This is a genomic window from Gluconacetobacter diazotrophicus PA1 5 (genome assembly GCF_000067045.1).
Lineage (GTDB): Bacteria > Pseudomonadota > Alphaproteobacteria > Acetobacterales > Acetobacteraceae > Gluconacetobacter > Gluconacetobacter diazotrophicus.
Window position 1 is genome coordinate 3,027,850 of the sequence record NC_010125.1, and the last position, 25,421, is coordinate 3,053,270.

The window sequence follows — 25,421 nt, forward strand, 5'->3', positions numbered from 1 at the left end:
GGAGCATGTCTTTGCGAGACGGTCTTTCCCGCGGGACGCTGGCGGTGCTGGCGGCGGTACTGGCGCTGCCGGCCGGTTCGGCCCTGGCGAGCAGCGAGCGACAGCAATCCCTGGTGGACCGCGCCACCCTGACCGTACGCGACATGTTCGCCGGTGCCCGTCCGGACAGCAAAATCACCCGCTATATGGTCAAGGCCCGCGCGGTGATGGTCTGCCCGTCGATCTTCCGCATGTCGATCGGGTTCGGCGGATCGGGGGGCGGATGCGTCCTGCTGTCGCGCGACGCGCGGGGGTCGTGGTCGGACGCGGCCTTCTTCACCCTGGATTCGGCCACTGTCGGGGTCCAGCTCGGGATGCAGGATTCCCAGGTCATGTTCTTCGTCATGACCGATCGCGGGCTGCAGGCGCTGGTGGACAACCAGTTCCAGCTTGGCGCCGACGCGGGGGCATCGTTCGCCACCATGGGGTCGGGGATCGAGAGCGGTACCACCGGCCAGCGCAACACTGACATCATGGCCATCCAGAAATCCAAGGGCCTGTTCGCCGGCGCCGCGCTGGGCGGGTCGAAACTGTCGGTCAACAGCAGTGCCAACCGGTCCTACTACAACCAGATCGTCGGCCCCGAGGACATCGTGATCTCGATGCGCGTCAACAATCCCGGTGCCGACCCGCTGCGCAGCGCGCTGAGCGAGGTGCAGGCCCAGGCCTCAGCCGCGCCCGCACCCGCGATGCCGCCCCCGGCGGGCCCGCCGGGGGCCTATTCGCCGGCGGGCGGTGAACCGGCGCAGGTCACCCCCGCGCCGTCATCCGGCCCCATCAACGCCCAGCCCCTGTCGCCCCCGTAAGGGCCCCCTGCGGTTCCTTACGCGCCCGATAGGCACCGACATTGCGGTTATGATCGGCCAGGCTACCGGCGAAGACGTGGCCGCCCGTGCCGTCGGCGACGAAATACAGGGCGTCGCCGTCCGCCGGGTGCGCCACCGCGTCCAGCGCGGCGCGGCCCGGCGAACAGATCGGGCCGACGGGCAGGCCCGGCAGGGTATAGGTATTGTAGGCGCTGGGCGCCGCCAGTTCGGCGCGGGTCAGCGCGTGGCCTAGCGGCCCTGCCCCGTGATTGATGCCATAGACCACCGTCGGGTCGGATTGCAGGCGCATGCCGAGACGCAGCCGGTTGATGAAGACGCGCGCCACCTGCTTGCGCTCGGCGGGAATCGCCGTTTCGCGCTCGACCATCGATGCCAGGATCAGCAGGGTGCGCCGGTCGGGTATTTCGGGCACCGGCGTGCGATCGCGCCAGACCGCATCCAGGGTCGTGTCCATCGCGCCCCGCATCCGTGCCAGCAACGCGGCGCGGGACGTGCCCCATTCATAATCATAGGTCTGCGGCAGGACATCGCCCTCGGCCAGCGACGGCATGGGGCCGGACAGCACCGGTGCGCGATCGACGAGGTCGATGACCTGGATGACCGACAGGCCCTCGGGCACCGTTATGGGATGCAGCACAGGCCGGGCGTGGCGCAGCACGAACAGCGCGTCACGAATCGAGCCATAGGCCGGGAATTCCAGTTCCGCCGCATGCAGGACGCCGTCACGCCGCGTCAGATGCACTGCCACGCGAAAGACCAGTGCGGCCAGGCGTCCGTCCCGGATCACCCGCGCATGCTGCAAGGTGGCGACGGTGCTGCCCAGGCCGCCCCGGGGCACGACCACCGCACGGGCCTGCGTGGCCGGACCCTGCGCGCCATACAGCCACCATGCCCAGCCCGCGACGCCGCCCGCCCCCATACACAGGAGGGCCAGCAGCAGCAGGCCGGTTATAATGAGGCGCTTGAACATCCTGCCTGTCGGCGGCCGATGGCGCGGCCGGTCAGACGCCGCGCAGGATGACGCTGGCGTTGGTGCCCCCGAAGCCGAAGCTGTTCGACAGGGCGATATCGATCTTGCGGCGCTGGGCCTCGTGCGCCACCCGGTCGATCGCGCTCTCGCGAGACGGATTGTCCAGGTTCAGCGTGGGCGGTGCGACATTGTCGCGGATCGCCAGGATCGAGAAGATCGCCTCGACCGCGCCGGCCGCGCCCAGCAGATGGCCGATGGCGGACTTGGTCGAGGACATGGCCACCTTGCCGGCATCGTCGCCGAACAGGCGTTCGACCGCCTGCAGTTCCAGGTCGTCCGCCATGGTCGAGGTGCCGTGGGCGTTGACGTAGCCGATATCCGCCACGTCGATCCCGGCGCTGCGCACGGCGGCCTGCATGGCGCGATAGGCGCCCTCGTGCCCCTCGGCGGGGGCGGTGATGTGATAGGCGTCGCCGGACATGCCGTATCCGATGACTTCGCCATAGATCTTGGCGCCGCGGGCCTTCGCGTGCTCGTACTCTTCCAGCACCACGATGCCGGCGCCCTCGCCCATCACGAAGCCGTCGCGGTCGCGGTCCCAGGGACGCGACGCCTTTTCCGGCGTGTCGTTGAAGGCGGTGGACAGCGCGCGCGCCGAACTGAAGCCCGCGATGCCCAGCGGGCAGACGGCGGCCTCGGCCCCGCCGGCGACCATGACGTCGGCATCACCGAGCATGATCAGCCGCGAGGCGTCGCCGATCGCATGCACGCCGGTGGCGCAGGCGGTCACGACCGAATGGTTCGGTCCCTTGAAACCGTATTTGATCGACACATGGCCCGAGACCAGGTTGATCAGCGCGGACGGGATGAAGAAGGGCGACAGGCGCCGCGCGCGTCCCTCATGCACCGTCACCGACGCATCGTAGATCGTCTGCAGGCCGCCGATGCCCGAGCCGATCATGACGCCGGTCCGGCAGCGATCTTCCTCGGATTCCGGCTTCCAGCCCGAATCCTCGACCGCCTCGGTCGCCGCGACGAGGCCCAGATGGATGAAGCGATCCATCTTCTTCTGGTCCTTGACGGGCACCCAGTCCGACAGGGTCAGGCGACCCTCGGCGGTCGGGCCGGCAGGCACTTCGCCCGCGACATGCGCGGGCAGATCGGATGGGTCGAACGAGGAAATACGGCCGAAGCCGTTTTCCCCCGCGATCAGGCGCGACCAGTTATGTTCGAGCCCCAGCCCGAGCGGGCTGACAATGCCCATACCGGTGACAACGACGCGTCGACGTTCCGACGCCACTCCGGCAGACTGTATCAACCCGCTCCGCTCCCTGATCACGAAATCCGATTTCCCGGCCGACTTCAGGCGGCCTTCTGCTTCTCGATGTAGTCGATCGCGTCCTTCACGGTCGCGATCTTTTCGGCCGCGTCTTCCGGAATTTCAACGCTGAAGGCTTCTTCGAACGCCATCACCAGTTCGACCGTGTCAAGGCTGTCGGCGCCCAGGTCGTCGATGAAGGAGGCTTCCGGCGTGACCTTGCTTTCCTCGACACCGAGGTGTTCGACCACAATCTTCTTAACCTTGTCGGCGATTTCGCTCATCTGTCTTCGCTTCCTGTCTGCCCCATAGAAACGGGCGGTTCGAAATTCATTCGTCCTGTCTGACGTCCCGCAAACCGGAACCGCGGGAAACACGTCCAGCCCGCTTCGGACGAAGCAGCGGCGGATTAGCACGGTTTCTCGGCCGTCGCCAAGGCGGGGATCGTGTTTCCGCCACAATCTGCCGCCCGGCGCCTGGACGAATCCGGCAAAAGCGCACTGTTTTCCGTCATATCCCCTTCGCCGTCCAGCGGAATCGGCCCCGTCAGGGCATCGCCATTCCGCCGTTGACGTTCAGGGTCGTGCCGGTGATCCATCCCGCCTCGTCCGACGCCAGATAGGCCACGGCGGCGGCGATATCGTCCGGCTGGCCCATGCGGCCCAGCGGAATGCCGCCCAGCAGCTTTTCGCGCTGCGCGTCGGACAGCACGTCGGTCATGGCGGTCTGGATGAAGCCGGGGGCCACCACATTGACCGTCACGCCGCGCGGCCCGGCTTCCTGGGCCAGGGACTTGCTCATGCCGATCATGCCGGCCTTGGCCGCCGAATAATTGGCCTGTCCGGCATTGCCGGTCACGCCCACGATCGAGGCGATGCTGACGATCCGGCCCGCCCGGCGCCGCAGCATGCCCTTCAGGACAGCACGGCAGAGGCGGAACGGGGCGGCCAGGTCGACCTCGATCACCCGGTTCCAGTCCTCGTCCTTCATGCGAATCGCCAGCCCGTCGCGCGTCAGGCCCGCATTGTTGACCAGGATGTCCAGCGGGGCGCCGGCGATCGTCTCGGCCGCCGCGACCAGCGCGTCGGCCGCCGCCGGGTCGGACAGGTCGGCCGGGCAGACATGGACCCGCGTGCCGTCGGGCGCGATCTCGGCCGCGACCTGGGCCAGCACGGACTCCCGCGTGCCGGACAGGACGACCCGGGCGCCCTGGGCGTGAAGGGTCCGCGCGATCGCGGCACCGATTCCCCCCGATGCGCCCGTTACCAGCGCGGTCTTGCCATCCAACCTGAACATCAGCCTGTCCTCGTCCCTAGAATATCAGTCCGTATAAAGCGATCCATCACAGGGTCGCGAGAAATGCCTCGACGTCCGCCGGCGTGCCGACCGAACGGGTCGCCGCGTCGGGGACGATGCGCCGCACCAGGCCGGACAGCACCTTGCCGGCGCCCAGTTCGACGAAACTGTCGACGCCCATCGCCGCCATCGCCTCGACGCTCTCGCGCCAGCGCACGGTCCCGGTGACCTGGCGCACCAGCAGGTCGCGGATCGCCTGGGGGTCCGTCACCTTGGCCGCCGACACGTTCGCCACCACCGGCACGACGGGCGGCGCGATCTCGGCCCTCTCCAGGGCCTCGCCCATCGCGTCGGCGGCGGGGGCCATCAGCGAACAATGGAAGGGCGCCGACACCGGCAGCAGCAGCGCGCGCTTCACCCCGCGCGCCTTGGCCACGCCGATCGCCCGCTCGACGGCCGAAAGGCGGCCGGAAATGACGATCTGGCCCCCGCCATTGTCATTGGCGATTTCGATCGTCTCGGTCCGGTCCGGCTGGCCCTCGGTCCGCAGGATCGCGGCTTCGGCGCAGATGGCGCGGGCCTGGTCCAGGTCCACGCCGATCAGCGCGGCCATCCCGCCCTCGCCCGCCGGCACCGCCTTCTGCATGGCGGTGCCGCGCAGGCGCAGCAGGCGCGCGGTCTGGGCGATACCCAGCGCGCCGGCCGCCGCCAGGGCGGAATATTCGCCCAGCGAGTGGCCGGCGACCAGGGCAGCCGTGCGCTTCAGGTCCAGGCCGCCTTCCTTCTCCAGCACCCGCAGCACCGCCAGCGACACGGCCATCAGGGCGGGCTGGGTGTTTTCGGTGCGGGTCAGGTCCTCCATCGGTCCTTCGAACATCAGGGCCGACAGCTTCTGGTCCAGCGCGTCGTCGACTTCCTGGAACACCTCGCGCGCCGGGGCGAAAGCTGCCGCGAGTTCGCTTCCCATTCCGACGGACTGGCTGCCCTGGCCGGGGAAGATGAAAGCGTGAACAGGCATGGCGTCCTCGTTATTCAAGATGTTGCGCATGGATGGTGCGCCTTCCGGCCCGCGAGATGGCGGCAGGAGGTCGCCCGTGTCAATCGCCCGGGTCAATCGCCGGACGCGCGTCCCTGACGGGCCAGCAGCAGCATGTCCCACGGCAGGGCCGGGATTTCCCGCAGGCGCCAGAACCACCGGCGCCCGAGATGACGCGAGGCCGGCACCCGGGGCGGCGGCACACGCACGACGCGCCAGCCCGCCTGGCGCATCAGGACCAGGCACCGGGGCAGGTGATAGGCGCTGCTGGCCACCGCGACCGGGCCGCGATACCCCCGGGCCCGCAGCAGGGCCGTGCAGGCCAGCACCGAATCCAGCGTATCCCGCGCCGTGTCCTCGACCACGATCGCGCGATCCGGCACCCCGGCCGCGCGCAGCAGGTCCGCCATCAGGGCGGCTTCGGTCGGACGGCCGTCCGGACTGCCGCCGGTGGGAATGAACAGCGGCGACGGCAGGGTGCGCCCATAGGCGATGGCGGCTTCGGTCCGGTGGCGCAGGGTGGCGGTCGGCGTGCCGTCCGGACGGACCGCGGCCCCGAAGATCACGACGGGCAGCGCCGCCGTCACGGCGGTGCCTGGAGCAACACCTGGTTCAGGCCCGACAGGGTCGCGAACATCGTCCGCCAGATCGCATCGAACCGTTCGGCGGGCACGCCGCGAGACACCATGATCGCCACCAGATCGGCGACCGTGCGCGCGCCGTCCAGCAGCGGCACCAGTCCCCGCGTCTGCGGCGGCACCTTCAGGGCGACGATTCGGGTACCCAGCGTGACCGGCAGGCGGTCGTCCTCGAGCCGGATTCGCCGTACCAGTTCGACGCCCGACCCATCGCGCAGGATGGGGACGGCGGCGCGGTCCATCGGGTCCGCCCAGCCGATATCGTCGCCGGCCCGCCGGGCGTAGACCACGTGGGCCGGCACGTCGCCCGCCAGCGATTCGCCCACGGCGGCCCGCATGCGGTCCGGCACGGTGGGAAGGCATGAATACGGACCGGGATCGGGCTGGAACGCGTCCGGGTCATAGAGCAAGGGCGGAATCAGGCTGGCGGCCTGCAATCCCGCGCGATCCAGCAGCCCGAACAGGCCGGGCACGTCACAGGACGCAGCCGCGACCGTGATCCGCATGCCGCCGCCCGGCGCCAGCAGGCCCGCCAGATCGGCCAGGATCAGGTTGTGGCCGGCATGGGGGCGCAGGTCGCAGGCGATGAAATCATACGGCGCGTCCCGCAGCGTGGCGGAGGGGTCTAGGCGCGTGACGCCGCCGGGCCGGCCGGCACGGGCAAGGTCGGCGGCCAACGCCTGGGCGCCTTCCGCCCCCTCGACCAGCGCATAGAGCGGCTGCGACCGCGCGCGGCGCGCACCGAAGAGCCAGTAATCGACCTCGTGCAGGAAGCCGGACATCCTTAGCGCGGCAGCAGCTTGCCGCGCTGCCAGGCCTCGGCGGCCTCGTCGGCGCTCATGCCCTCGCGACGCATGGCGTAATCGAGGGCGCTGACGACCTTGTTGCCCAGCGTCAGTTCGTCCAGTTCGTCCAGCAGGTCGGAATCCAGCGTCTCGCGCGCCGCCGTGCGCAGCAGCAACCGTGCCTGCTGTTCGCCGCCCAGTCCGGCCTTGGGGTCGTCCAGCAGGCGCAGCCGGCCGCCATGATGCAGGAAATGGGGCTGCCAGAGCGGCAGGATCGTGGCTTCGCCGGTTTCGATCGCCTGGGCGGCGTGCTGGAACGCGTCCTCGTCGGGGCGGGCGTCGAGGGTGAAGCCGCATTCGGTCAGGCCATAGGCGGCGACGCCCTGCCGTACCCGTTCGATCACCGACTCCGGTGTCACGATGTTGCGGCTGACCGTGCCGTCATCGGTGGCGAGGTCGGCGATAGTGACGACGTACGGGGCGCTGCCCTCGGGCAGGGCCCAGCCGAAGACGGGCTTGTACAGCCCGCCGAACGCTTCCATCCCCAGCGCGGGGGCCAGCCAGTCGGGATCGATATCCGGCAGCCAGGCCGACACGAACAGGTCGATCCCGCCCGCCGCCATCGCCGCCGACAGGTCGTTCCGGGTCCCGGTGACGTATTCGACCTCCATCTCGTAGGCCTCCAGCACGCGCACCACGGCCGCCGCCGCCGCCGCGTGCAGAATGGTATCCGGATGGCCCAGCGTCACCGTCGTCATATCACCTCTCCCCGTATTCGGGGTGGTTCCAGCAGGTGGAACCCGTTTGCGCAAGGGGCCGGAGGGACAAAAAGCCGGGACGCGGGCCCGCCGTTACCAGATTTTCACGCGCGCCTCGGGCTTGAGGTAGAGCGTGTCGCCCGGCTTGACGTTCCATGCCCGATACCAGGCATCGATATTATGCATAGGCAGGTTGACCCGCGCCTGCGGCGGGGAATGCGGGTCGGTCATGATCCGCGCCCGCACGGTATCGTCGCGCATCTTCTGCCGCCAGACCTGCGCCCAGCCCAGGAACACGCGCTGGTCGCCGGTCAGTCCGCCGATCACCGGCGCGGGCTTGCCGTGCAGCGACGCATGATAGGCATCCAGCGCCAGGGTCAGGCCGCCCAGGTCGGCGATGTTCTCGCCCATCGTCAGCTTGCCGTTCACATGCACGCCCGGCAGGACCTGGAACGCGTCGTACTGCGCGCCGAAGCGGGCCGCCAGTTTGTCGAAGCGGGCCGCGTCGTCCTTGGTCCACCATTCCTTCAGTCGGCCGAGGTAGTCGAACTTGCGCCCCTCGTCGTCGAAGGAATGCGTCATCTCGTGCCCGATCACGCCGCCGATGGCGCCGTAATTGATCGCCGGGTCGGCCTTCGGGTTGAAGAACGGCGGCTGCAGGATCGCTGCGGGGAACACGACCTCGTTGAACAGGGGGTTGTTGTAGGCGTTGACGGTCTGCGGCGTCATGTCCCACTCGTCCCGGTCCACCGGGTGGCCCAGGTGACCCAGCCAGTAGCGCCATTCGAAGGCCACCGCCCGTTCCGCGTTGCCGTACGCGTCCCCCTGGCGGATCGGCAGGGTGCTGTAGTCGCGCCAGCGGTTGGGATAGCCGATCTGGATGGTGAAATGATCGAGCTTCTGCAGCGCCGCCGCGCGGGTCTGCGGGCCCATCCATTCATTATGCTGCAGCCGGACCCGGAAGGCGGCCTTCAGTTCGCCGGTCAGGGCGCGCATCGTATCGCGATAGGCCGGCGGGAAGTAGCGCGCGACATAGGTCTGACCCAGCGCCATGCCCATCGCGCTGCTGGTGACCGTCACTCCGCGCTTCCAGCGCTCGGGCAGTTGCGGCTGGCCGCCCAGGGTCTTGTCGTTGAAGTCGAACGAGGCCTGGACGAACGCGCGTGGCAGGTAGCGCGCCGCGTTGTCCACCAGGTGGAAAGCCAGCCAGGCGCGCAGCGTGGCCAGGTCGGTTTCGGACGCGATCCGGGCTTCGCCCACGACGGCATCGGGTTCGCCGACGATCAGGGTGCCCGACGTGACGATGCCGGGCGGCAGTTCGGCGCCGGTCAGGTAGGCCGCCCAGTCGAAGCCTGGCGCGCGCTTGCGCAGGTCCGACACTGTGATCGGGTTGTAGGTCCGGTCGGGGTCGCGCATGTCCTGCCGCGCCCAGTGCGCACCGGCCAGCCGGGTTTCGAACGCCACGATGGCGGGCGCCATCTTCGCCGCGTCCGGCCACTGGATCATGGTCAGGATCTGCCGCACATAGGCCTGATAGGCAGTCTTCTTCGCCGCCATCGCGGGCTTCAGGTAATAATCGCGGTCCGGCAGGCCGATCCCGGCCTGGTCCAGCGTCAGGGCATAGACGGTCGGGTCCTTGGCGTCGGGCTGGATTCCCAGCCCGAACAGCGAATACTGGAAACCCGACTGCGCCCGGCCCAGCAGGGCGGCGAAGGCCGTGCGGGTGTCCACCGCGCGGATCGCGTCCAGCCCGGGGGCCAGCGGACGGACGCCCAGGGATTCGATCCCCTGTTCGTCCATGAAGGTCGAATAGAAGGTGCCCAGCTTCTGGTCCACCGTCACGGGCTGCGCCACCGGATGGGCCGACAGGTCCCGCAGGATGGTCTGCACGCGCTGGCGCGAGAGTTCATGCAGCATGTTGAACGGCCCATAGGCCGTCATGTCCGGGGGAATGACGATGTCATGCACCGCACGGCCGTTGGCGTACCCGAAGAAGTCGTTGCCCGGCACGATCGCGGTGTCGCGGCCCGCCATGTCGAAGCCCCACGTGCCGTAGGACGGCGCGGCAGGCTCCTTGGCGGCGGAGGTCTGCGCGATATCGGCTGCCCGGGCACCCCCGGAGGCGAGCAGTCCGGCCGCAACCAGAAATGCCGTTCCGCACAGCAACGACGCACGCGCCCGCCCGCCCCGACGGCCCGATCCGTATCCCGTGAAATCTGACATCCTGCTCCCTTTATATCTCGCCACCCGGACGGGTGGCTTACTTGCGGCGGGCCGCCCCGCCCTTCGCCGGCTTCGCGGCCGAAGGCGGCTGCGCCATGGCGGCGACGCGATAGTCGAAGACCATGGCCCCTGCCAGGTACGGCGACGCGAACGCCTTGAACGCGTCATGCGCGGGGTCGAAGAAACCGGGCGCGGTCACAACCGGACGGCCCACATAATAATTGCGATCCCCCTCGGACGCGAACGAGACGAGGAATCCCATCTCGTATCCCTCGTCTTGGCCTTCCCCGCTGTCCTGTATCCCGCTTTCGATCGACAGCACCAGCGGCCGTCCGTCCGGGCGACGCGAATCGACCGCCAGTTCCAGGAAGCGCCGGGCGATTTCGGCCTTCTGGAAGGGGGTCACGGCCTTCTGGAAGCGAAACAGCACCATGTGCCGGACGAGGCCGGGACGAAAATCGGGGGCAGTGAAGGCGGCGACCCCCACCTGGGCCATCACCTGCTGGACGGCGGTGGCGGCGGCGTCGGGCAGCGGCGGGGCCGCCGGCGAGGTCGCGATTGGCAGGGAATAAGGCTGGGCCCGCGCCGGCAGGCCCGCCAGGAGACTCGCCGCCAGCAGCCCGGCGGCCGCAGCCTTGGTCCGGTCGAACATGTGGTAGTCCTTCTGCAGCAAGCCTTTCGAAGCGGGCGGCCGTGTCATGCCAGGGCGGCCTGACGGGCGAATTTCTTCTGGCGCAGGCGAATCGCACGATAGATCACCTGGGCGATCAGCGCATGGACCCAGCCATGGGGTGCCACGCCGATGGTCTTCAGGATCATGCCCGTGACGCGGGTCGTGTGCCGGAGCTGATAGACGCGCATGGCCCGCGCCATGTAGGCCGCGATGCAGCGCCGATGGTCGTAGGGCACGCCGGGCGGTTCGTTGGTCGTGTGGTAGGCCGAGGCCAGTTCGTCGTCCTCGGTTTCCGTCACCCGGCCCAGGGCGATGCGGGCGCGCTGCCACACGCCCAGGCGTTCGCGCTTCAGGTAGCGGTGCATATGGTCGTAGAACAGCTTGAAATGCCGGTATTCGTCGGCCGCGATCTGCCGGCAGATCGCCTTCAGCAGCGGTTCGTCCGTCGCGTCGGCCAGGGCGGTATAGAAGGACGAGGTCCCGGTTTCGACCATGCACCGGGCGATCAGCTCGCCGGTGCGCGAGCCGCGAATCGAACGGTCGACCTCCAGTTCCAGCTTGTAGGATTCGCGGTAGCGCGCGAAGGCCTCGGGGTAGTTCCAGGTCGGGTCGGCCATCATCGCCCAGCGCCCCAGCGCGTCGCCGTGCTGCACTTCCTCGATCGCCCAGTTGTCGGCGGCCGCCTGGAAGGCCGGGTCGTCGAAGAACACGTTGTTCAGGTACACGGCGTAATCGACGCCGTTCCGTTCGACGACCGAAGCCGCCTTGACCACCGGGATGATGTCGGGGTCCAGGCGCGCCGGATCGAAACTGTCCCAATCCATCTGTTCAATGCGCCAATGTTTCATCCTGCCCTGTCTTTCCCCCGGCTTTCGTCCCACCCGCGTTCCCCGGTATCCCGCACGGGGCATATACGGGTCTGAACAGATCCTTTTCAGCTTCCGAGATGGCATAAACGATCCGATTATGCCATGCAGAGCTGATCGGGACCATGCCCACCCCAGCATGCCACCCGGTTCGCCCCACCCCGGCTTACCCGGGCGCGCAACGATAACAAACGCGGATCAAACCGTATGAACATACATGAATATCAGGCAAAGGCCCTGTTGAAGGGCTTCGGCATGCCGGTTCCCGATGGGCGCGTCGTCCGTTCCCCGGACGAAGCCCTGCTGGCCGCCCGCGCGATGGGCGCCCCGCTGGTGGTGGTCAAGGCGCAGATCCATGCCGGCGGCCGCGGCGCGGGTCATTTCGCCCATGATCCCGGCGGCAAGGGCGGCGTACGCCTGGCCCGCACGCCCGAGGATGCCGAGCAGGCCGCCATCGCGATGCTGGACCAGACCCTGGTCACGCGCCAGACCGGCTCTGCCGGCCGCGTGGTCCGCCGCCTGTATATCGAGGCCGGATGCGATATCGGGCGCGAGCTGTACCTGTCGCTGCTGGTGGATCGCGGCACTGGGCGCATCGTCATCGTGGCGTCGCAGGACGGCGGCATGGCGATCGAGGACGTCGCCGCCGCCACGCCCGAGCGTATCCTGAAGGAACCGATCGACCCGGCCACCGGCCTGTCCGACTACCAGGCGCGCACGCTGGCGGCGCGGCTGGACCTGCATGGACGGTCGATCCGCGCCTTCACCACCGTGCTGCGCGCGGCCTATGACGCGTTCGTGGCGCTGGACGCCGCGATCGTCGAGATCAATCCGCTGGTCGTCACCCGGTCGGGCGACCTTCTGGCGCTGGACGCCAAGATGAGCTTCGACGACAACGCGCTGTTCCGCCATCCGGAACTGGAAGAACTGCGCGACGAGAACGAGGAAGACCCCCGCGAGCGCGAGGCCGCGCGCCACGGCCTGGCCTATGTCGGGCTGGACGGGACCATCGGCTGCATGGTCAACGGCGCCGGGCTGGCGATGGCGACCATGGACATCATCAAGATGGAGGGCGAGGAACCGGCCAACTTCCTGGACGTGGGCGGCGGCGCCACGCGCGAACGGGTGGCGGCGGCGTTCCGCATCCTGCTGTCCGACCGCAAGGTGCGCGGCATCCTGGTGAACATCTTCGGCGGCATCATGCGCTGCGACATCATCGCGGACGCCATCGTCGCCGCGTCGCGCGAAACGGGGCTGCACGTGCCGCTGGTGGTGCGGCTGGCCGGCACCAACGTCGAACAGGGGCACCAGATCCTGTCGGCATCGGGGCTGAGGATCATCCCGGCCGACGACCTGGCCGACGCGGCCACCAAGATCGTCGCCGCCGTGCGCGAAACCGCTTTCGCCGGGGGGGCCGCCTGATGTCCATCCTGGTCCATCGCGGCACCCGCGTCATCACCCAGGGCTTCACCGGCGCCCAGGGCACCTTCCATTCCGAACAGGCGCTGGCCTACGGCACCCGGCTGGTCGGCGGGGTGACCCCGGGCCGGGGCGGCGCGGTCCATCTGGGCCTGCCGGTCTTCGACACCGTGTCGCAGGCCCGCGAGGCAACGGGCGCGGACGCCACCGTGCTGTACGTGCCGCCCGACGGCGCCGCCGATGCCATCCTGGAGGCCATCGCGGCGGGCATGCCCCTGATCGTGTGCATCACCGAAGGGATTCCGGTCCTGGACATGGTGCGCGTCCACCAGGTGCTGGCCCGGTCGGACAGCGTACTGATCGGGCCGAACTGCCCGGGCGTCATCACCCCCGGCGAATGCAAGATCGGCATCATGCCCGGGGCGATCCATCGGCCCGGGCGCGTGGGCATCGTCTCGCGCTCCGGCACGCTGACATACGAGGCCGTGGCGCAGACGACGGCGGCGGGGCTGGGGCAGAGCACCTGTGTCGGCATCGGCGGCGACCCGGTCAAGGGGCTGGACTTCACCGACGTGCTGAAACGCTTCATCGCGGACCCGGACACGGATTCGATCATCATGATCGGCGAGATCGGCGGCACGTCGGAGATCGAGGCGGCGGCGCTGATCCGCGACAGCGGCACGAAGAAGCCGGTGGTGGGCTTCATCGCCGGTGCCACCGCTCCGCCGGGGCGCCGCATGGGCCATGCCGGCGCCGTCATCACCGGCGGGCACGAAACGGCGGGGGCCAAGATCGACGCCCTGCGCGCGGCGGGAATCCATGTCTCGATCAGCCCGGCGCTGCTGGGCCATACGCTGCTGGAGGTCATGGCGGGCCGCGCCTGACCCGCCCGCCGCACAAGGCGTGCCCGTCCCGTTGCGCGGGCCGGGCACGCCTTGGGTGACACCGCCCCCCCTTCTGTGGCAGAGCGTGTTCCTTATCGCCGACAGTCCAGGAACCAGCCCGATGCCCGATGGTGTCATCCCGTCCACCTCGCCGTGTCATGCCGACCCGTCGCTTCCGCCGGTGCGCACCGACTGGACGCGGGACGAGATCGCGGCGCTGATCGCCCTGCCCTTCCCCGAACTGATGTTCCGGGCGCAGAGCGTGCATCGCGCCCGCTTCGACCCCACCGAGATCCAGATTTCCACCCTGCTGTCGATCAAGACCGGCGGCTGCCCCGAGGATTGCGCCTACTGCCCGCAGAGCGCGAAGCACGAGGACGGCGGCGTGAAGGCCAGCCGCCTGATGGCGGTGGAGGCCGTGCTGAAGGAAGCCCGGGCGGCGCGGGACGCCGGGGCCGCGCGCTTCTGCATGGGCGCCGCGTGGCGTTCGCCCAAGGATCATGACCTGGAGACCGTTTGCGCCATGGTCGAGGGCGTGAAGAGCCTGGGCATGGAGACCTGCGTCACGCTGGGCATGCTGGACGACCGGCAGGCGCACCGCCTGCGCGAGGCCGGGCTGGATTACTACAACCACAATCTGGACACCTCGCCCGAGCATTACGGGTCCATCATTTCCACCCGCACCTATCAGGAGCGGCTGGATACGCTGGCGCATGTGCGCGATGCCGGGATCAATGTCTGCTGCGGCGGCATCGTGGGCATGGGCGAGAACGACGACGACCGCGCGGGGCTGATCGCCAGCCTGGCCAGCCTGCCGCGGCACCCCGAAAGCGTGCCGATCAACCTGCTGGTCCGCGTGGCGGGAACGCCGCTGGCCGGGGCCGATCCGGTCGATCCGATCGACTTCGTCCGCATCATCGCCGCCGCGCGCATCGCCATGCCGGCCAGCCGGGTACGGCTGGCGGCGGGGCGCGAGGACATGACGGACGAAGCGCAGACCCTGTGCTTCCTGGCCGGCGCGAATTCGATCTTCTATGGCGAGAAGCTGCTGACCACCCCCAACCCCGAAGCCAGCCGCGATGCCAGGCTGCTCGCGCGGCTGGGGATGCATACGAGTCTGGCCCAGGCCTGAACGCCGTCATTTAGCACTTGCGTCGCGCAGCGGCGTGTCGGAAACCACCGCCATGTCGTATGCGATCAAGGAGATGTTCGCGACCCTCCAGGGCGAGGGCGCGCATGCCGGCCGTGCCGCCGTGTTCTGCCGCTTTGCCGGATGCAATCTCTGGTCGGGGCGGGAGGCCGATCGCGCCACGGCCGTCTGCCGTTTCTGCGATACCGACTTCGTGGGCACGGATGGCACGGGCGGCGGCCGCTTCGCCGATGCCTCGTCGCTGGCCGACGCGATCGCCGCGACCTGGGAGGCACCGGGGCGCGAGCATGCCTTCGTCGTCTTCACCGGTGGCGAGCCGCTGCTGCAACTGGATGACGCGCTGATCGGGGCGGTGCATGAACGGGGCTTCGAGATCGCGGTCGAGACCAACGGCACCCTGCCCGTCCCACCCGGCGTGGACTGGATCTGCGTCAGCCCGAAGGCGGGCGCGGACCTGGTGCAGCGCACCGGGCACGAACTGAAGCTGGTCTATCCGCAGCCCGACCTGCTGCCCGAGCGCGTGGCGGGGCTGGATTTCCGGCAATTCTGGCTGCAACCCATGGACGGGCCCGCCCAGGCCGCGAACACGGCGGCGGCCGTCGCCTATTGCCGCGCCCACCCGCGCTGGCGCTTGTCGCTGCAAACCCACAAGCTGATCGGGATACCCTAGAAATGGCCACATCCCTGACCCCCGCCGATCCGTTGCAGGAAGCCGCGATCGTGCTGTTTTCCGGCGGGCAGGATTCCGCGACCTGCCTGGCCTGGGCCCTGTCGCGCTTCGGCCGGGTGGAAACCGTGGGCTTCGATTACGGACAGCGCCATGCGGTGGAACTGGCCTGCCGGGCGCGGCTGCGCGACGGAATGGCGGCGCTGGACCCGGACTGGGCCACCCGGCTGGGCCAGGACCATACGCTGGCGCTGGACGCTCTGGGGACGGTGTCGGACACCGCGCTGACGCGCGATGCCGCGATCACGATGAACGAGAACGGGCTTCCCAGCACCTTCGTCCCCGGACGCAACCTGATCTTCCTGACCTTCGCGGCGGCGCTGGCCGCGCGGCGGGGCGCGCGCCACATCGTCGGCGGCATGTGCGAGACCGATTATTCCGGCTATCCCGACTGCCGCGACGACACGATCAAGGCGATGCAGGTCGCGCTGAACCTAGGCATGGCCAGCCGCTACGTGCTGCACACGCCGCTGATGTGGATCGACAAGGCCGAGACCTGGCGCATGGCCGAGGGACTGGGCGGTGCCGACCTGGTCGAGCTGATCAACCGCGAGAGCCATAGCTGCTATCTGGGCGTGCGCGACGTGATGCATCCCTGGGGCCATGGCTGCGGCACCTGCCCCGCCTGCATGCTGCGCCGCGCGGGATGGGAACGCTATGTCGCGGACGGCGCCGATGCTTGACCTGGTCTTCACGCGCCGCTTTTCGATGGGGCACCGGCTGATTCACGACGCCAGCGAGAGCTGCGCCCTGCCCCACGGCCACAACGAGTTCGTGACCGTGCGGCTGCGCCCCACCGCGCCGCGCCCGCTGGATGGCGCGGGCAACATGGTCGTCTCGTTCCAGCGCGCCAAGGGACGCTGGCACCGCTTCGTCGACGAACGGCTGGACCATGCGCTGCAACTGGCCGAGGACGACCCGCTGCTGGCGTGGTTCCGCGCGAACGAGCCCGAGCGGGCGCGCCGCATCGTGGTGACCCCCGGCGACCCGACGACCGAACTGACGGCCTGCCTGATGATGGCCAAGCTGAACGCGCTGCTGGACGCCGATGGCGGCGTGCTGCGCTGCGCCGGGATCACCCTCCAGGAAACCCCCACCAACACCGTCGAATTCGAAGGCGAGCCGCTGGACGTGCTGCCGACCCCCCGCCCTGCCGCGCAATGCTGGTGGCGGCGTGCCGACGACAGTATCGCGGATATCTGACCCTATGACCGGTTTTGCCCGTTATCGCGCCGAATGGACCGGCAACATGGTCCGCGACGTGCTGGCCGGCATGGTCGGCACATTCGCGCTGATTCCCGAGGTCATCGCCTTTTCCTTCGGTCACCGGCGTGGACCCCGAGGTGGGGCTGTATGCCTCGTTCGTCATCAGCGTGGTCATCGCCTTCACCGGCGGCCGGCCGGCCATGATTTCCGGGGCCGCCGGGTCGGTCGCGCTGGTCGCGGCGGCGCTGGTGCGGGCGCATGGCGTGCAGTATCTGCTGGCCGCGACGCTGCTGGCCGGCGCGCTGCAGATCCTGGCCGGCGCGCTGCGGCTGCACCTGCTGATGCGCTACGTGTCGCGGCCGGTGCGCACCGGCTTCGTCAACGCGCTGGCCATCCTGATCTTCTCGGCCCAGGTGCCGCACATGCTGCATGTGACGTGGCACACCTACGCCATGATCGGGCTGGGGCTGGCGATCATCTATGGCGTGCCGCGCGTGTTCGGCGCCATCCCCTCGCCGCTGATCTGCATCGTGGTGCTGACGCTGGTCGCGGCGGCGTGGCCCATGCCGGTCCATACCGTGGCCGACCTGGGCCGCCTGCCCGACAGCCTGCCACACCTGGTCTGGCCGCAGGTGCCGCTGTCGCTGGCGACGCTGCAGACCGTCCTGCCCTTCGCCGTCGCCATGGCGACGGTCGGCCTGCTGGAATCGATGATGACGGCCACTGTCGTGGACGACATGACCGAAACCCACAGCAGCAAGCGCACCGAATGCGTCGGGCTGGGAATCGCGAACATCGCGGTCGGCCTGTTCGGCGGCATCGCCGGGTGCGGCATGATCGGGCAGACGGTGGGCAACCTGCGCTATGGCGGGCGCGGGCGGCTGTCGACCTTCGTCGCCGGGGCGTTCCTGCTGCTGCTGATGGTCGTGCTGCGGCCATGGGTGGCGCGCGTGCCCGTGGCCGCCCTGGTGGCGATCATGATCATGGTGTCGGCCAGTACGTTTTCCTGGCAGTCGCTGCGCACGCTGCGGACGCACCCGCGCGGCGCCAGCCTGGTGATGCTGGCGACCGTGGCGGTGGTGGTGGCCACGCACAACCTGGCGGCCGGGGTGCTGGTCGGCGTGCTGCTCAGCGGCCTGTTCTTCGCCGCCAGCGTCTCGCGCATGGTCACGGTCCAGAACACGTTCGATCCCGACAGCGGCACGCGGACCTATCGCGTCACCGGGCAGATCTTCTTCGCCTCGGCCGACCTGTTCGCCGAGCGGTTCGAGACGCTGGATACCGCGCGCCATGTCCGCATCGACCTGCGCCACGCCCATTTCTGGGACATCACGGCCGTCGGCACGCTGGAAGACATCGTGGCGCGCCTGGAACAGCACGGCATGACGGTCGAACTGCTGGGGCTGAACGACGCCAGCGCCACGCTGATCGACCGGCATTCGGGCCTGGAAGTCGCCCGCGCGTAAGGGCGGCTACGTCCCCGAAGGCGTGGCGAAGGGATCGGGGCCGGTGATCACGGGCTGCATCCCCTGCCCCTTCACGTCCCGTCCCTTCACACCCTGCGCTTTCATGCTCTGGGCCGCCTGAAGCGACAGCGCGGCGGCGCCCTGGGCATCACCGGCCTGCCCCGCCGCGCGGGCCGCCAGCGTCAGGGCGCGCGCCATGCCGCGATAATCGACGATCCCCTGCCGCAAGTCGGCGGCGTGTCGCGCCAGGTCCCGCGCCGTCGCCGGGTCGGTGGCCAGCACCATCCGCGCGCGCAATTCGTCCTCGTCCGCCTGCCATTTCGCCGGTACGGGGCGGGTATGGGCCAGCCGGGCGGCGGCGGCGGCCAGGGTGGCACGGTCGCCGCGCGCGTCCGCGATCAGGCCGCCGAGCAGGGCCGCCTGTTCGGTGGTCGCCGGGTCGGGGCTGGCCATGGCGCTGGCGGCCAGCGGCGCGGCCTCGGCGTCGCGCGACAGGCGATGCAGGGCGGCCGCCTGCACCAGGTCCAGTTCGGCATCGCCGCCGCCATGCCCCCGCAGCGCCAGCGCGCCGCGCGTGGCAGCCACCGTGGACAGCGCGTCGGCCGGTCGGTCCTGCGCCAGTTGCACCACGGCCAAATTGTATCCGGCGTCACCGATCGCCGGCGCGTCGTCGCGCGCCACGGCGCGGGTGCCCGCCAGGCGATACTGGCTTTCCGCCACCGACAGCCGGTCCAGCGCCACGGATTGCCGGCCGGATTCCATGGCCTGGGCCAGTGTCTCGTCCTGCGGCGCCACCGCCTTGCCGCCCGCGCAGCCGGCCAGCAGCAGGACCAGGGGGAGGATACGCGCCCTCATGGCTGGATTCTCGCGGCCGGCAGGCGCCGCTGGGGCGCGGACGTACCGCCACCCCCCAGCAGCCACAGGCCGCGCAACTGGTCGGTCAGCTTCTGCAGGCTGGCCGCCGTGACCTGTGCCTGGGTCAGCAGCACCGGCAGTTCGGCCGATGTCTCCTGCAAGTTTCGGGTAATCGCCGGCAGGCGCGGCGTCGCCTTGCGCAGATCGTCGGTCGACGCGCGGACATTGGCCATGGAACTGTCCGCCTTGGCCATCACCGCCGACAGGCGCTTTTCCACCGGGGTCAACTGGGCGATGGCGGTATTGAGCGAGGCGACCATCTTTTCCGACTGGCGGATCAGGTCGTCGCTGGTCATCAGGCGCCCCACCGTGCCCTTGCCGGAATGCATGTCGGTGATCGTGGCGTCGAGCTGCGACATCATGTGCTGGGAGCTGTCCAGCACCGGCAGGATGCGCGCCCTGATGTCGGCGAAGGTCTGGGTGATCATGTCGGCGGGGTTGGGGGCGCTGTGCGCGGTCAGCACCGCGTAATGCCAGTCCATCGGCGTGCCGGTGCCGCGCGAGATGTCGATGTAATCCGCCCCCGCCACGACGAAGCGCCGGCGGATGGTGGCCGTGCTGTCACGGCGGATATAGGGTTCGATATCCGGGTCGATATCGGCCACCGCGAACATCCCGCCCGAGGGATTGATGCGGATGCGCCGGATCGTGCCGGCATGGATGCCCAGCACCTCGATATCGTTACCCACCGACAGGCCGCTGACCCCGCCGTCGGGCAGGACGATCTGCAACCGGCCGGCGGGTGTCAGCCAGTCGCGCAGGACCCCGGCCTCGACGATCGCGGCGAAGCAGATCACCAGCGACAGCAGGACCAGCACGCCGACCCATTCGTCGGCATAGCGCACGCGCACCAACTGGCGCGCCAGGTCGGTCTTTTGATCCTGGGCCATCTATACCCCCCGCATCGGGAAGAGGCCTTCATCGAGAAGGCGCAGGTGGACATTCACGGCCTGGCGGTAATCCGCCCAGGTCGCGGCATTGCGCACGAACCACATTATGGCCGCCCCACGGTCGCGCGCGCCCGTCATCGCTTCCAGGAACGCGAGATGCGCATCCTGCGGCAGCGTGTCGGACTGGTCTTCCAGCAGCAGCAGGTCGGGCCGGCCGAGAAAGGCCCGCACGCAGGCCGCGCGGGCCAGGTCGGCGGCGGACAGGCGCCCCGGGGTGCTGAGCGGCAGGCCGGGAAAGCCGAAGGCCTGGCCCAGTTCCATCGCGGCGGCGATGACCTCGTCGGCCGGGCGGACGGTGTGGTGCAGTTGCGGCATCAGGATGTTGACGTGGGTGCCGAACAGGTCCAGCCACGACCCCCGCCGGGTGATCCGCCCGATGCGCCCCCGCAGGGCGTTCAACTGCCGGTCGCCCAGTTCGGTCCAGTCCAGCCCCATGAAGCGGACCGAGCCCGAGGCAAGGGACACCATGCCGGAACACAGATCGGCAAACAGCGTCGCGCGTCGCGTATCGCGGCATTCGATGACGGCGCAGTCGCCCGGCATCAGCCGCAGGTCGATCGGAACGGGCGCCATGCCGCTTTCGTCGAACGAGGGCAGCGCCGCGCGCAAATCCAGCAGGGGGCCAGTCGTCGCCATCCCTCAGAACCCCAGGCTGAACAGGATGTTGACGCCCAGCACCGTCATGATGCCCCGCGCGAAGCCGCGCGGCATGATGGTGGCGATCGTGTCGTCCACATCCACCAGCAGGCCGGTGATGCAGGCCCCCAGGCCCACGAAGAATCCGACCAGCACGAATTTCAGCGGAATGACCAGGAAGTCCCACGCCGACATGGCCGTCAGCACGTCGGAAAAGAAGGTCCAGACCGACATGCTCATCACCCCCGCCGTGTGGGTGACGATGAAGCCCATCAGCAGCGCCATGGTCGCGAACAGGATGCCCAGCGTGAAGCCGCCGACAGTGAAGGCGAAGGTGCGCGGCATGACCAGCAGCAGGAACGGGTCCAGTCCCTGCGCCTGCATGGCGCGGACCTGCCCGCCCAGGGTCAGCATGCCGATTTCCGTCAGCGTCAGCATGCCGCTGCGCCCCAGCAGGATGATCCCGACCAGCACCGGCGCGATTTCGCGCACCAGGACCGACACCAGGATCGATCCGGTCATCTGCGCCATCCCGGCGAAACCCAGCCAGTAGGCGGCCTGCGACACCACGGTCAGTCCCGCGAGGGTGGCGGTGAACAGGGTGCTGAGCACGCCCCCGCCCACCACCTGGCGCAGGCACAAGCGGAATTCGTCGCGCACCGTGCGCCGCCAGGAATTGGGCCGCACGCTTTCGCGCAGCACCCCCCACCCCATGCCGACCAGCACCAGCGCGAAACGGACCTGATGACGGGTCAGGCGCCCGATGCGCGCCAGCGGCGGAAGGACCCGGGCCGCCGCCGCCGCAAGCCAGTGCGGCAGCGCGCCCACGGGCGGGCCGGACGCCGGATGATCGGACGCGGGAGGCGGGCCCGCGTTCGCCTCCGGTCCCGCCATTACCGGCGCCCCGCCAGGACATAGGTCCGGGTCATGCCCGCCTGCGGCACGAAGAACCGCCCGCGTTCGCGGAACAGGAACCGCTGCCGCAGGACCTGATAGACGTCCTGCGTGACCTGGATCGTGCCGATTTCAGGCGCGCCCTGGGCCATCATCTCCGCCATGCCGATGGCGTCGCCCCACAGGTTGAAGACGGCCGGGTCGCGGCCCAGCATGCCGCCGAACACCGGCCCCACATCGATCCCCATGCGGAAGACCGGGTCCAGGTCGGCCTTGGCCAGGATCGACAGCGATGCCTCGCGCATCGCCAGGGCGGCGTTCGCCATCCGCTCGACCGCTCCCGGATCGGGCGTGTGCGAACAACCGGCCACGCAGACCAGGCGGTGGCCCAGCATCTTGATGGAATAGAGCCCGCACTGATGGGCCACCGCCTGAAGCTGCGTCGCCAGCGTTTCCACCAGTGCGATCACCTGCGCGGGATCGGCGTGCGGCGACGTGACCAGGTCGGAAAAGGTGATGACCATGACCGCCACCGCCGGAAACAGCCCGTCCGAAACCGGCTGCGTGGCACCGCCGGAGGGGCCGCCGGCGGAAGCGGCCACGCTGCCGGGCGGGACCAGGAACCCGTCCCCGAAGGCGTGCCGGGCTTCCTCGTCCGGGGGTTCGCCGGTCAGTTCGGGCGCGGCGGCGGCCACCGCGCTGTAATGCTGGGCGGAAAAGCGCGCCGCCACCATGCCGGCGATCATGGTGGTGAAATGCGACACCAGGGCGGCGCGGGGCGCGTCCTCCAGCGTGATGACGCCGACCGGCCCGGTCGCGCCCAGCACCGGCGCCAGGAACAGGCCGCGGCTGCCGAACGACCGCATGAACAGCCGGAAGAAATTGGCCGTGCGCGAGTCCTGGGCGGCGTCTGCCACACTGAACGCATCGCCATGCGCCACCGCGTCGAAGAAGGCGCTGAGTTCGGTGCGCGACAGTTCGAACCCGCCGGTATGGGCATCGTGGTGCGAATCATAGGAATCGACGCACAGCAGGGTCGCGCCGTCATGCATGATGCGCCAGACCGAAGCCCGCCGGGCCGAGGACTGGTCGGCCAGGCCGCGCGTCAGCACCAGCGCGTCGTCGGTCGGGTCGAACAGGCCGGGATAGCTGGCGACCGCCTGCAGGGCCTGGCTTTCATGCCCCGAGACCGCGCGCTGGCGTTCCAGGTCCTGCGACAGGCGCTCGCTCCGCCGGCCCTGGCGGAACAGCAGCGCCCCCAGCAGGGCCGCGAGCGCCACGATCAGCAGCGAGAACATCAGGTTCTGCCGCCCGTCCACCAGCGCGAAATTCGCGAAATCGCTTTCCGGCGCCACCAGCAGCAGCACCCATTTCTGCGCCGTGGCCGGCAGGGGGGCCGCGATGCTGATGAAATCGCGCTTGCGGTTGCGGATGGTGTGCGGACCATACCCCTGCACGCGATAGACATCGAAGGCCTGCGCCAGGACGGGATAGGTGGTGGGATCGATGGTCATCTTCGCCGGGTCGCCGCCGGCCTGCTTCGCCACGTCCGCCATGTGGCGGCCGGCCAGCAGGTGCCCGTCCTGGTCCACGATCAGGGCATGGCCGCTTTTGCCGATCTGCAGCGAATCCAGGAAGCTGGTCAGCTCGTTCATCGACAGGTTGACGGCGAACACCGCATTGCGGCCATCCGCCCCCTGGTAGGAGATCGAGGCGGTGATGATCATCTGCCCGGTCTGCGCGATCAGGTATGGCGCGGACCAGTACAACTTCCCCGACTGCGCCGCGCCGGTGTACCAGGGCCGGGTGCGGGGGTCGTATCCCGCCGCCGGATTGCTTTCGGTCCGCAACGGCTGGCTTTTCGCGTCGAAGAACTGATGGGCGAATTGCGACCCGGCCCCCTCGCCGGTCAGGTACGTCGTCTCCAGCCCATGGCCCGCGGGGTCGCGTTCGATCAGGTTGAAGTGGCCGTCCGCGTCGGCGAGGTAGAAGGAATGGATCTGCGGCACGTGGCGCAGCATGCTGCCGCCATAGGAATTGAAGATCTTCTGGATCGCCGCCTGGGCCCCGTGTTCCAGCATGTCGCGGGCGATCACCGTCCCCGCCGAGGCCGGGGAGAGATATTCCCCGACTTCCTGCGCGATATAATTCTGCTGGCTGACCAGCAGGTCGTGGGTCAGCGCCAGCGCGCCGCTGCGGATCGAGCGATAGGAATGAAGGCCGATTCCCCCGATGACCGCGACGACCAGCATCACCCCCAGGACGGGGACCCCGACATGCAGCAGGAAACGCCGGACCTGGTCCGAGTGGGCGTCCGCGGGGTCCACGATCTCGTCAGCGGGCAATGATCTCTTCCTGGTTCGATACGGCCTTCTGAAACAACCCCGAAAAGAATAAGGCATCGGAAACGCCCGCGCCAAGCCGCCATATCCCCGGCCGCCGCCGCGCCGGCATCAGGCCGACCAGATCGGCTCCTTGATCTTGTCCAGAAAACGGCCGTGCGCCGCCAGTTCCTGCTCGGTCGGGACGATAAGGCGCGGGGTGCGCGCGCCGGCGAGGTCATAGGCATAGGAGACCTGCGCCCCCCCGCCATCCTGCACCGTCAGGCCCAGTCCGCGCTGCCGGCCGCCCATCAGTTCCAGATAGACTTCCGCCAGCAGCCGGCAGTCCAGCAGTGCGTTGTGGGTGGTGCGGGCCGACAGGTCGATGGAAAAGCGGCGGCACAGCGCATCCAGGCTGTTGGGCAGGCCGGGATAGCGGTCGCGCGCGATGTCCAGCGTATCGACCATCCGGTCCAGCGACAAAGCCGGCCGCTCGGCGCGCTTCAGTTCCGCATTCAGGAAGCCGAAATCGAATCGCGCATTATGGGCAATCAGGTCGTCCTGCCCGATGAAGGCCAGGAAATCGTCGGCGATTTCGTGAAAGCGGGGCTTGCCCTCCAGGTCCGCCAGCGTGAAGCCGTGAACCCGCGATGCCTCTTCGGGAATGTCGCGGTCAGGGTGGATCAGCACATGGAAGTGCCGCCCGGTCGGCAGGTCGCCCACCAGTTCCAGGGCCGCGATTTCGATCACCCGGTCGCCCCGCGCGGGGTCCAGCCCGGTCGTTTCCGTATCGAACAGGATCGCTCGCTTCATGCCCCTCCCCCTTTTCGGCCGGCCGTTGCGCGCAGGCGTGCGACCAGTCGCCGCACGCGGCGGATCGTATCGGCCCGCGACAATCCGGTCTGTATCACATCATCGGCCCGCCGCCGCTTTTCGCGATCGGGCATCTGGCGTGCGATCACCGCCGCCACCTGGTCGGGCGCCATGCCGCGGCGCCGGGCCACGCGATGTTTCTGGACATCCGGCGGCGCCGACACCACCACCACCCGGTCGCAGGCGCGCTCGCCCCCGGTTTCGAACAGCAGCGGCACGTCCAGCACCGCCCAGGAATGCCCCGCGCGCCGCGCGCGCGCCAGGAAGCGGTCGCGGTCCTGGCGCACCATGGGATGGAGAATCCGCTCCAATCCTTTCAGGATCGCGGGGTTCGCGATGGCCGCGCGACGCAGCACCGCGCGATCCAGCACGCCATCATGCACCGATCCGGGCACCAGCCGCGCGATCGCCGGCAGCGCCCGCCCGCCCGGCGCCTGAAGGGCATGGACGGCGGCATCCGCATCGAAGATGGGGAAGCCGGCGGAGCGCAGCATCCGGGCGACCGTCGATTTTCCCATGCCGATTCCGCCCGTCAGGCCCAGAACCCGCAT

At 69.2% G+C, this 25,421-nt stretch carries 25 protein-coding genes and 1 pseudogene; 8 read left to right on the forward strand and 18 right to left on the reverse strand.

What is annotated here, in order from left to right; genetic code table 11:
- Positions 1–5: 5 nt before the first annotated feature.
- Positions 6–845 carry a lipid-binding SYLF domain-containing protein gene (locus tag GDI_RS13910; RefSeq protein ID WP_012227160.1) on the forward strand — a complete coding sequence of 280 codons (840 nt, stop codon included), beginning with the start codon at positions 6–8 and terminating at the stop codon, positions 843–845.
- Here GDI_RS13910 and mltG read toward each other — a convergent pair.
- From mltG to GDI_RS13965, 11 genes are all read right to left on the reverse strand, one after another.
- A complete protein-coding gene (mltG, locus tag GDI_RS13915) occupies positions 817–1,836 on the reverse strand; it encodes an endolytic transglycosylase MltG (protein ID WP_012227161.1) in 1,020 nt (339 codons plus the stop codon). The two genes, GDI_RS13910 and mltG, sit on opposite strands and share 29 nt — an antisense overlap.
- A 31-nt stretch (positions 1,837–1,867) precedes the next feature.
- The gene (gene fabF, locus GDI_RS13920) at positions 1,868–3,154 is read right to left on the reverse strand and encodes a beta-ketoacyl-ACP synthase II (protein ID WP_012554938.1); all 1,287 of its coding nucleotides are present in this window, start codon (positions 3,152–3,154) and stop codon (positions 1,868–1,870) included.
- 44 nt (positions 3,155–3,198) lie between these two features.
- Positions 3,199–3,438: an acyl carrier protein gene (locus GDI_RS13925; RefSeq protein ID WP_012227163.1), complete on the reverse strand. Its 240-nt coding sequence runs from the start codon at positions 3,436–3,438 to the stop codon at positions 3,199–3,201.
- Between the two features lie 262 nt (positions 3,439–3,700).
- A complete protein-coding gene (gene fabG / locus GDI_RS13930) occupies positions 3,701–4,450 on the reverse strand; it encodes a 3-oxoacyl-[acyl-carrier-protein] reductase (RefSeq protein WP_012227164.1) in 750 nt (249 codons plus the stop codon).
- Positions 4,451–4,496: 46 nt separating this feature from the next.
- On the reverse strand, positions 4,497–5,468 hold the full coding sequence (gene fabD, locus GDI_RS13935) for an ACP S-malonyltransferase (RefSeq protein WP_012554936.1): 972 nt from the start codon (positions 5,466–5,468) through the stop codon (positions 4,497–4,499).
- A gap of 92 nt (positions 5,469–5,560) precedes the next feature.
- The gene (locus GDI_RS13940; RefSeq protein ID WP_012227166.1) at positions 5,561–6,073 is read right to left on the reverse strand and encodes a YdcF family protein; all 513 of its coding nucleotides are present in this window, start codon (positions 6,071–6,073) and stop codon (positions 5,561–5,563) included.
- Positions 6,070–6,906: a hypothetical protein gene (locus GDI_RS13945; protein ID WP_012227167.1), complete on the reverse strand. Its 837-nt coding sequence runs from the start codon at positions 6,904–6,906 to the stop codon at positions 6,070–6,072. Before GDI_RS13945 ends, GDI_RS13940 begins: the two co-directional genes overlap by 4 nt.
- A gap of 2 nt (positions 6,907–6,908) precedes the next feature.
- On the reverse strand, positions 6,909–7,667 hold the full coding sequence (locus GDI_RS13950; RefSeq protein WP_041249493.1) for a glycine betaine ABC transporter substrate-binding protein: 759 nt from the start codon (positions 7,665–7,667) through the stop codon (positions 6,909–6,911).
- 93 nt (positions 7,668–7,760) lie between these two features.
- A complete protein-coding gene (locus GDI_RS13955) occupies positions 7,761–9,890 on the reverse strand; it encodes a M13 family metallopeptidase (RefSeq protein ID WP_050935055.1) in 2,130 nt (709 codons plus the stop codon).
- A gap of 37 nt (positions 9,891–9,927) precedes the next feature.
- Positions 9,928–10,542 carry a Dabb family protein gene (locus GDI_RS13960; RefSeq protein WP_231854133.1) on the reverse strand — a complete coding sequence of 205 codons (615 nt, stop codon included), beginning with the start codon at positions 10,540–10,542 and terminating at the stop codon, positions 9,928–9,930.
- Positions 10,543–10,586: 44 nt separating this feature from the next.
- A complete protein-coding gene (locus tag GDI_RS13965) occupies positions 10,587–11,411 on the reverse strand; it encodes a ferritin-like domain-containing protein (RefSeq protein WP_012227171.1) in 825 nt (274 codons plus the stop codon).
- Positions 11,412–11,636: 225 nt separating this feature from the next.
- Here GDI_RS13965 and sucC point away from each other — a divergent pair, with 225 nt between their 5' ends.
- From sucC to GDI_RS14000, 7 genes and pseudogenes are all read left to right on the forward strand, one after another.
- Positions 11,637–12,851 carry an ADP-forming succinate--CoA ligase subunit beta gene (sucC, locus tag GDI_RS13970; RefSeq protein ID WP_012227172.1) on the forward strand — a complete coding sequence of 405 codons (1,215 nt, stop codon included), beginning with the start codon at positions 11,637–11,639 and terminating at the stop codon, positions 12,849–12,851.
- Positions 12,851–13,732 (forward strand): succinate--CoA ligase subunit alpha, encoded by an 882-nt coding sequence (gene sucD, locus GDI_RS13975; protein ID WP_012227174.1) that lies wholly within the window; start codon positions 12,851–12,853, stop codon positions 13,730–13,732. The genes sucC and sucD overlap by 1 nt, the downstream gene beginning before the upstream one ends.
- A gap of 121 nt (positions 13,733–13,853) precedes the next feature.
- Positions 13,854–14,864 carry a biotin synthase BioB gene (gene bioB / locus GDI_RS13980; RefSeq protein ID WP_012554931.1) on the forward strand — a complete coding sequence of 337 codons (1,011 nt, stop codon included), beginning with the start codon at positions 13,854–13,856 and terminating at the stop codon, positions 14,862–14,864.
- Positions 14,865–14,916: 52 nt separating this feature from the next.
- Complete coding sequence (gene queE, locus GDI_RS13985) at positions 14,917–15,552, forward strand: 7-carboxy-7-deazaguanine synthase (RefSeq protein WP_012227176.1); 636 nt, start codon at positions 14,917–14,919, stop codon at positions 15,550–15,552.
- A gap of 2 nt (positions 15,553–15,554) precedes the next feature.
- On the forward strand, positions 15,555–16,292 hold the full coding sequence (queC, locus tag GDI_RS13990; RefSeq protein WP_012227177.1) for a 7-cyano-7-deazaguanine synthase QueC: 738 nt from the start codon (positions 15,555–15,557) through the stop codon (positions 16,290–16,292).
- Complete coding sequence (locus GDI_RS13995; protein WP_041249849.1) at positions 16,285–16,812, forward strand: 6-pyruvoyl trahydropterin synthase family protein; 528 nt, start codon at positions 16,285–16,287, stop codon at positions 16,810–16,812. Before queC ends, GDI_RS13995 begins: the two co-directional genes overlap by 8 nt.
- A 4-nt stretch (positions 16,813–16,816) precedes the next feature.
- Positions 16,817–18,281: pseudogene (locus tag GDI_RS14000) on the forward strand (SulP family inorganic anion transporter).
- A 6-nt stretch (positions 18,282–18,287) separates the two neighbouring features.
- Here GDI_RS14000 and GDI_RS14005 read toward each other — a convergent pair.
- The 7 genes from GDI_RS14005 to coaE all read right to left on the reverse strand — a co-directional run bounded on the left by GDI_RS14005 (position 18,288) and on the right by coaE (position 25,421).
- Positions 18,288–19,136, reverse strand: a complete 849-nt coding sequence (locus tag GDI_RS14005) for a hypothetical protein (RefSeq protein WP_012227184.1) — start codon at positions 19,134–19,136, stop codon at positions 18,288–18,290.
- Positions 19,133–20,086 carry an MlaD family protein gene (locus GDI_RS14010; RefSeq protein WP_012227186.1) on the reverse strand — a complete coding sequence of 318 codons (954 nt, stop codon included), beginning with the start codon at positions 20,084–20,086 and terminating at the stop codon, positions 19,133–19,135. The genes GDI_RS14005 and GDI_RS14010 overlap by 4 nt, the downstream gene beginning before the upstream one ends.
- The gene (locus tag GDI_RS14015) at positions 20,087–20,782 is read right to left on the reverse strand and encodes an ABC transporter ATP-binding protein (RefSeq protein WP_012227188.1); all 696 of its coding nucleotides are present in this window, start codon (positions 20,780–20,782) and stop codon (positions 20,087–20,089) included. It lies immediately after the preceding gene.
- A 3-nt stretch (positions 20,783–20,785) separates the two neighbouring features.
- Positions 20,786–21,676: an MlaE family ABC transporter permease gene (locus tag GDI_RS14020; RefSeq protein WP_012227193.1), complete on the reverse strand. Its 891-nt coding sequence runs from the start codon at positions 21,674–21,676 to the stop codon at positions 20,786–20,788.
- Positions 21,676–24,021, reverse strand: coding sequence for an adenylate/guanylate cyclase domain-containing protein (locus GDI_RS14025; RefSeq protein WP_041249495.1), 2,346 nt, complete (start codon positions 24,019–24,021; stop codon positions 21,676–21,678). The genes GDI_RS14020 and GDI_RS14025 overlap by 1 nt, the downstream gene beginning before the upstream one ends.
- Positions 24,022–24,129: 108 nt before the next feature.
- Positions 24,130–24,810, reverse strand: a complete 681-nt coding sequence (gene dnaQ / locus GDI_RS14030; RefSeq protein WP_012227200.1) for a DNA polymerase III subunit epsilon — start codon at positions 24,808–24,810, stop codon at positions 24,130–24,132.
- The gene (coaE, locus tag GDI_RS14035) at positions 24,807–25,421 is read right to left on the reverse strand and encodes a dephospho-CoA kinase (RefSeq protein ID WP_012227202.1); all 615 of its coding nucleotides are present in this window, start codon (positions 25,419–25,421) and stop codon (positions 24,807–24,809) included. Before coaE ends, dnaQ begins: the two co-directional genes overlap by 4 nt.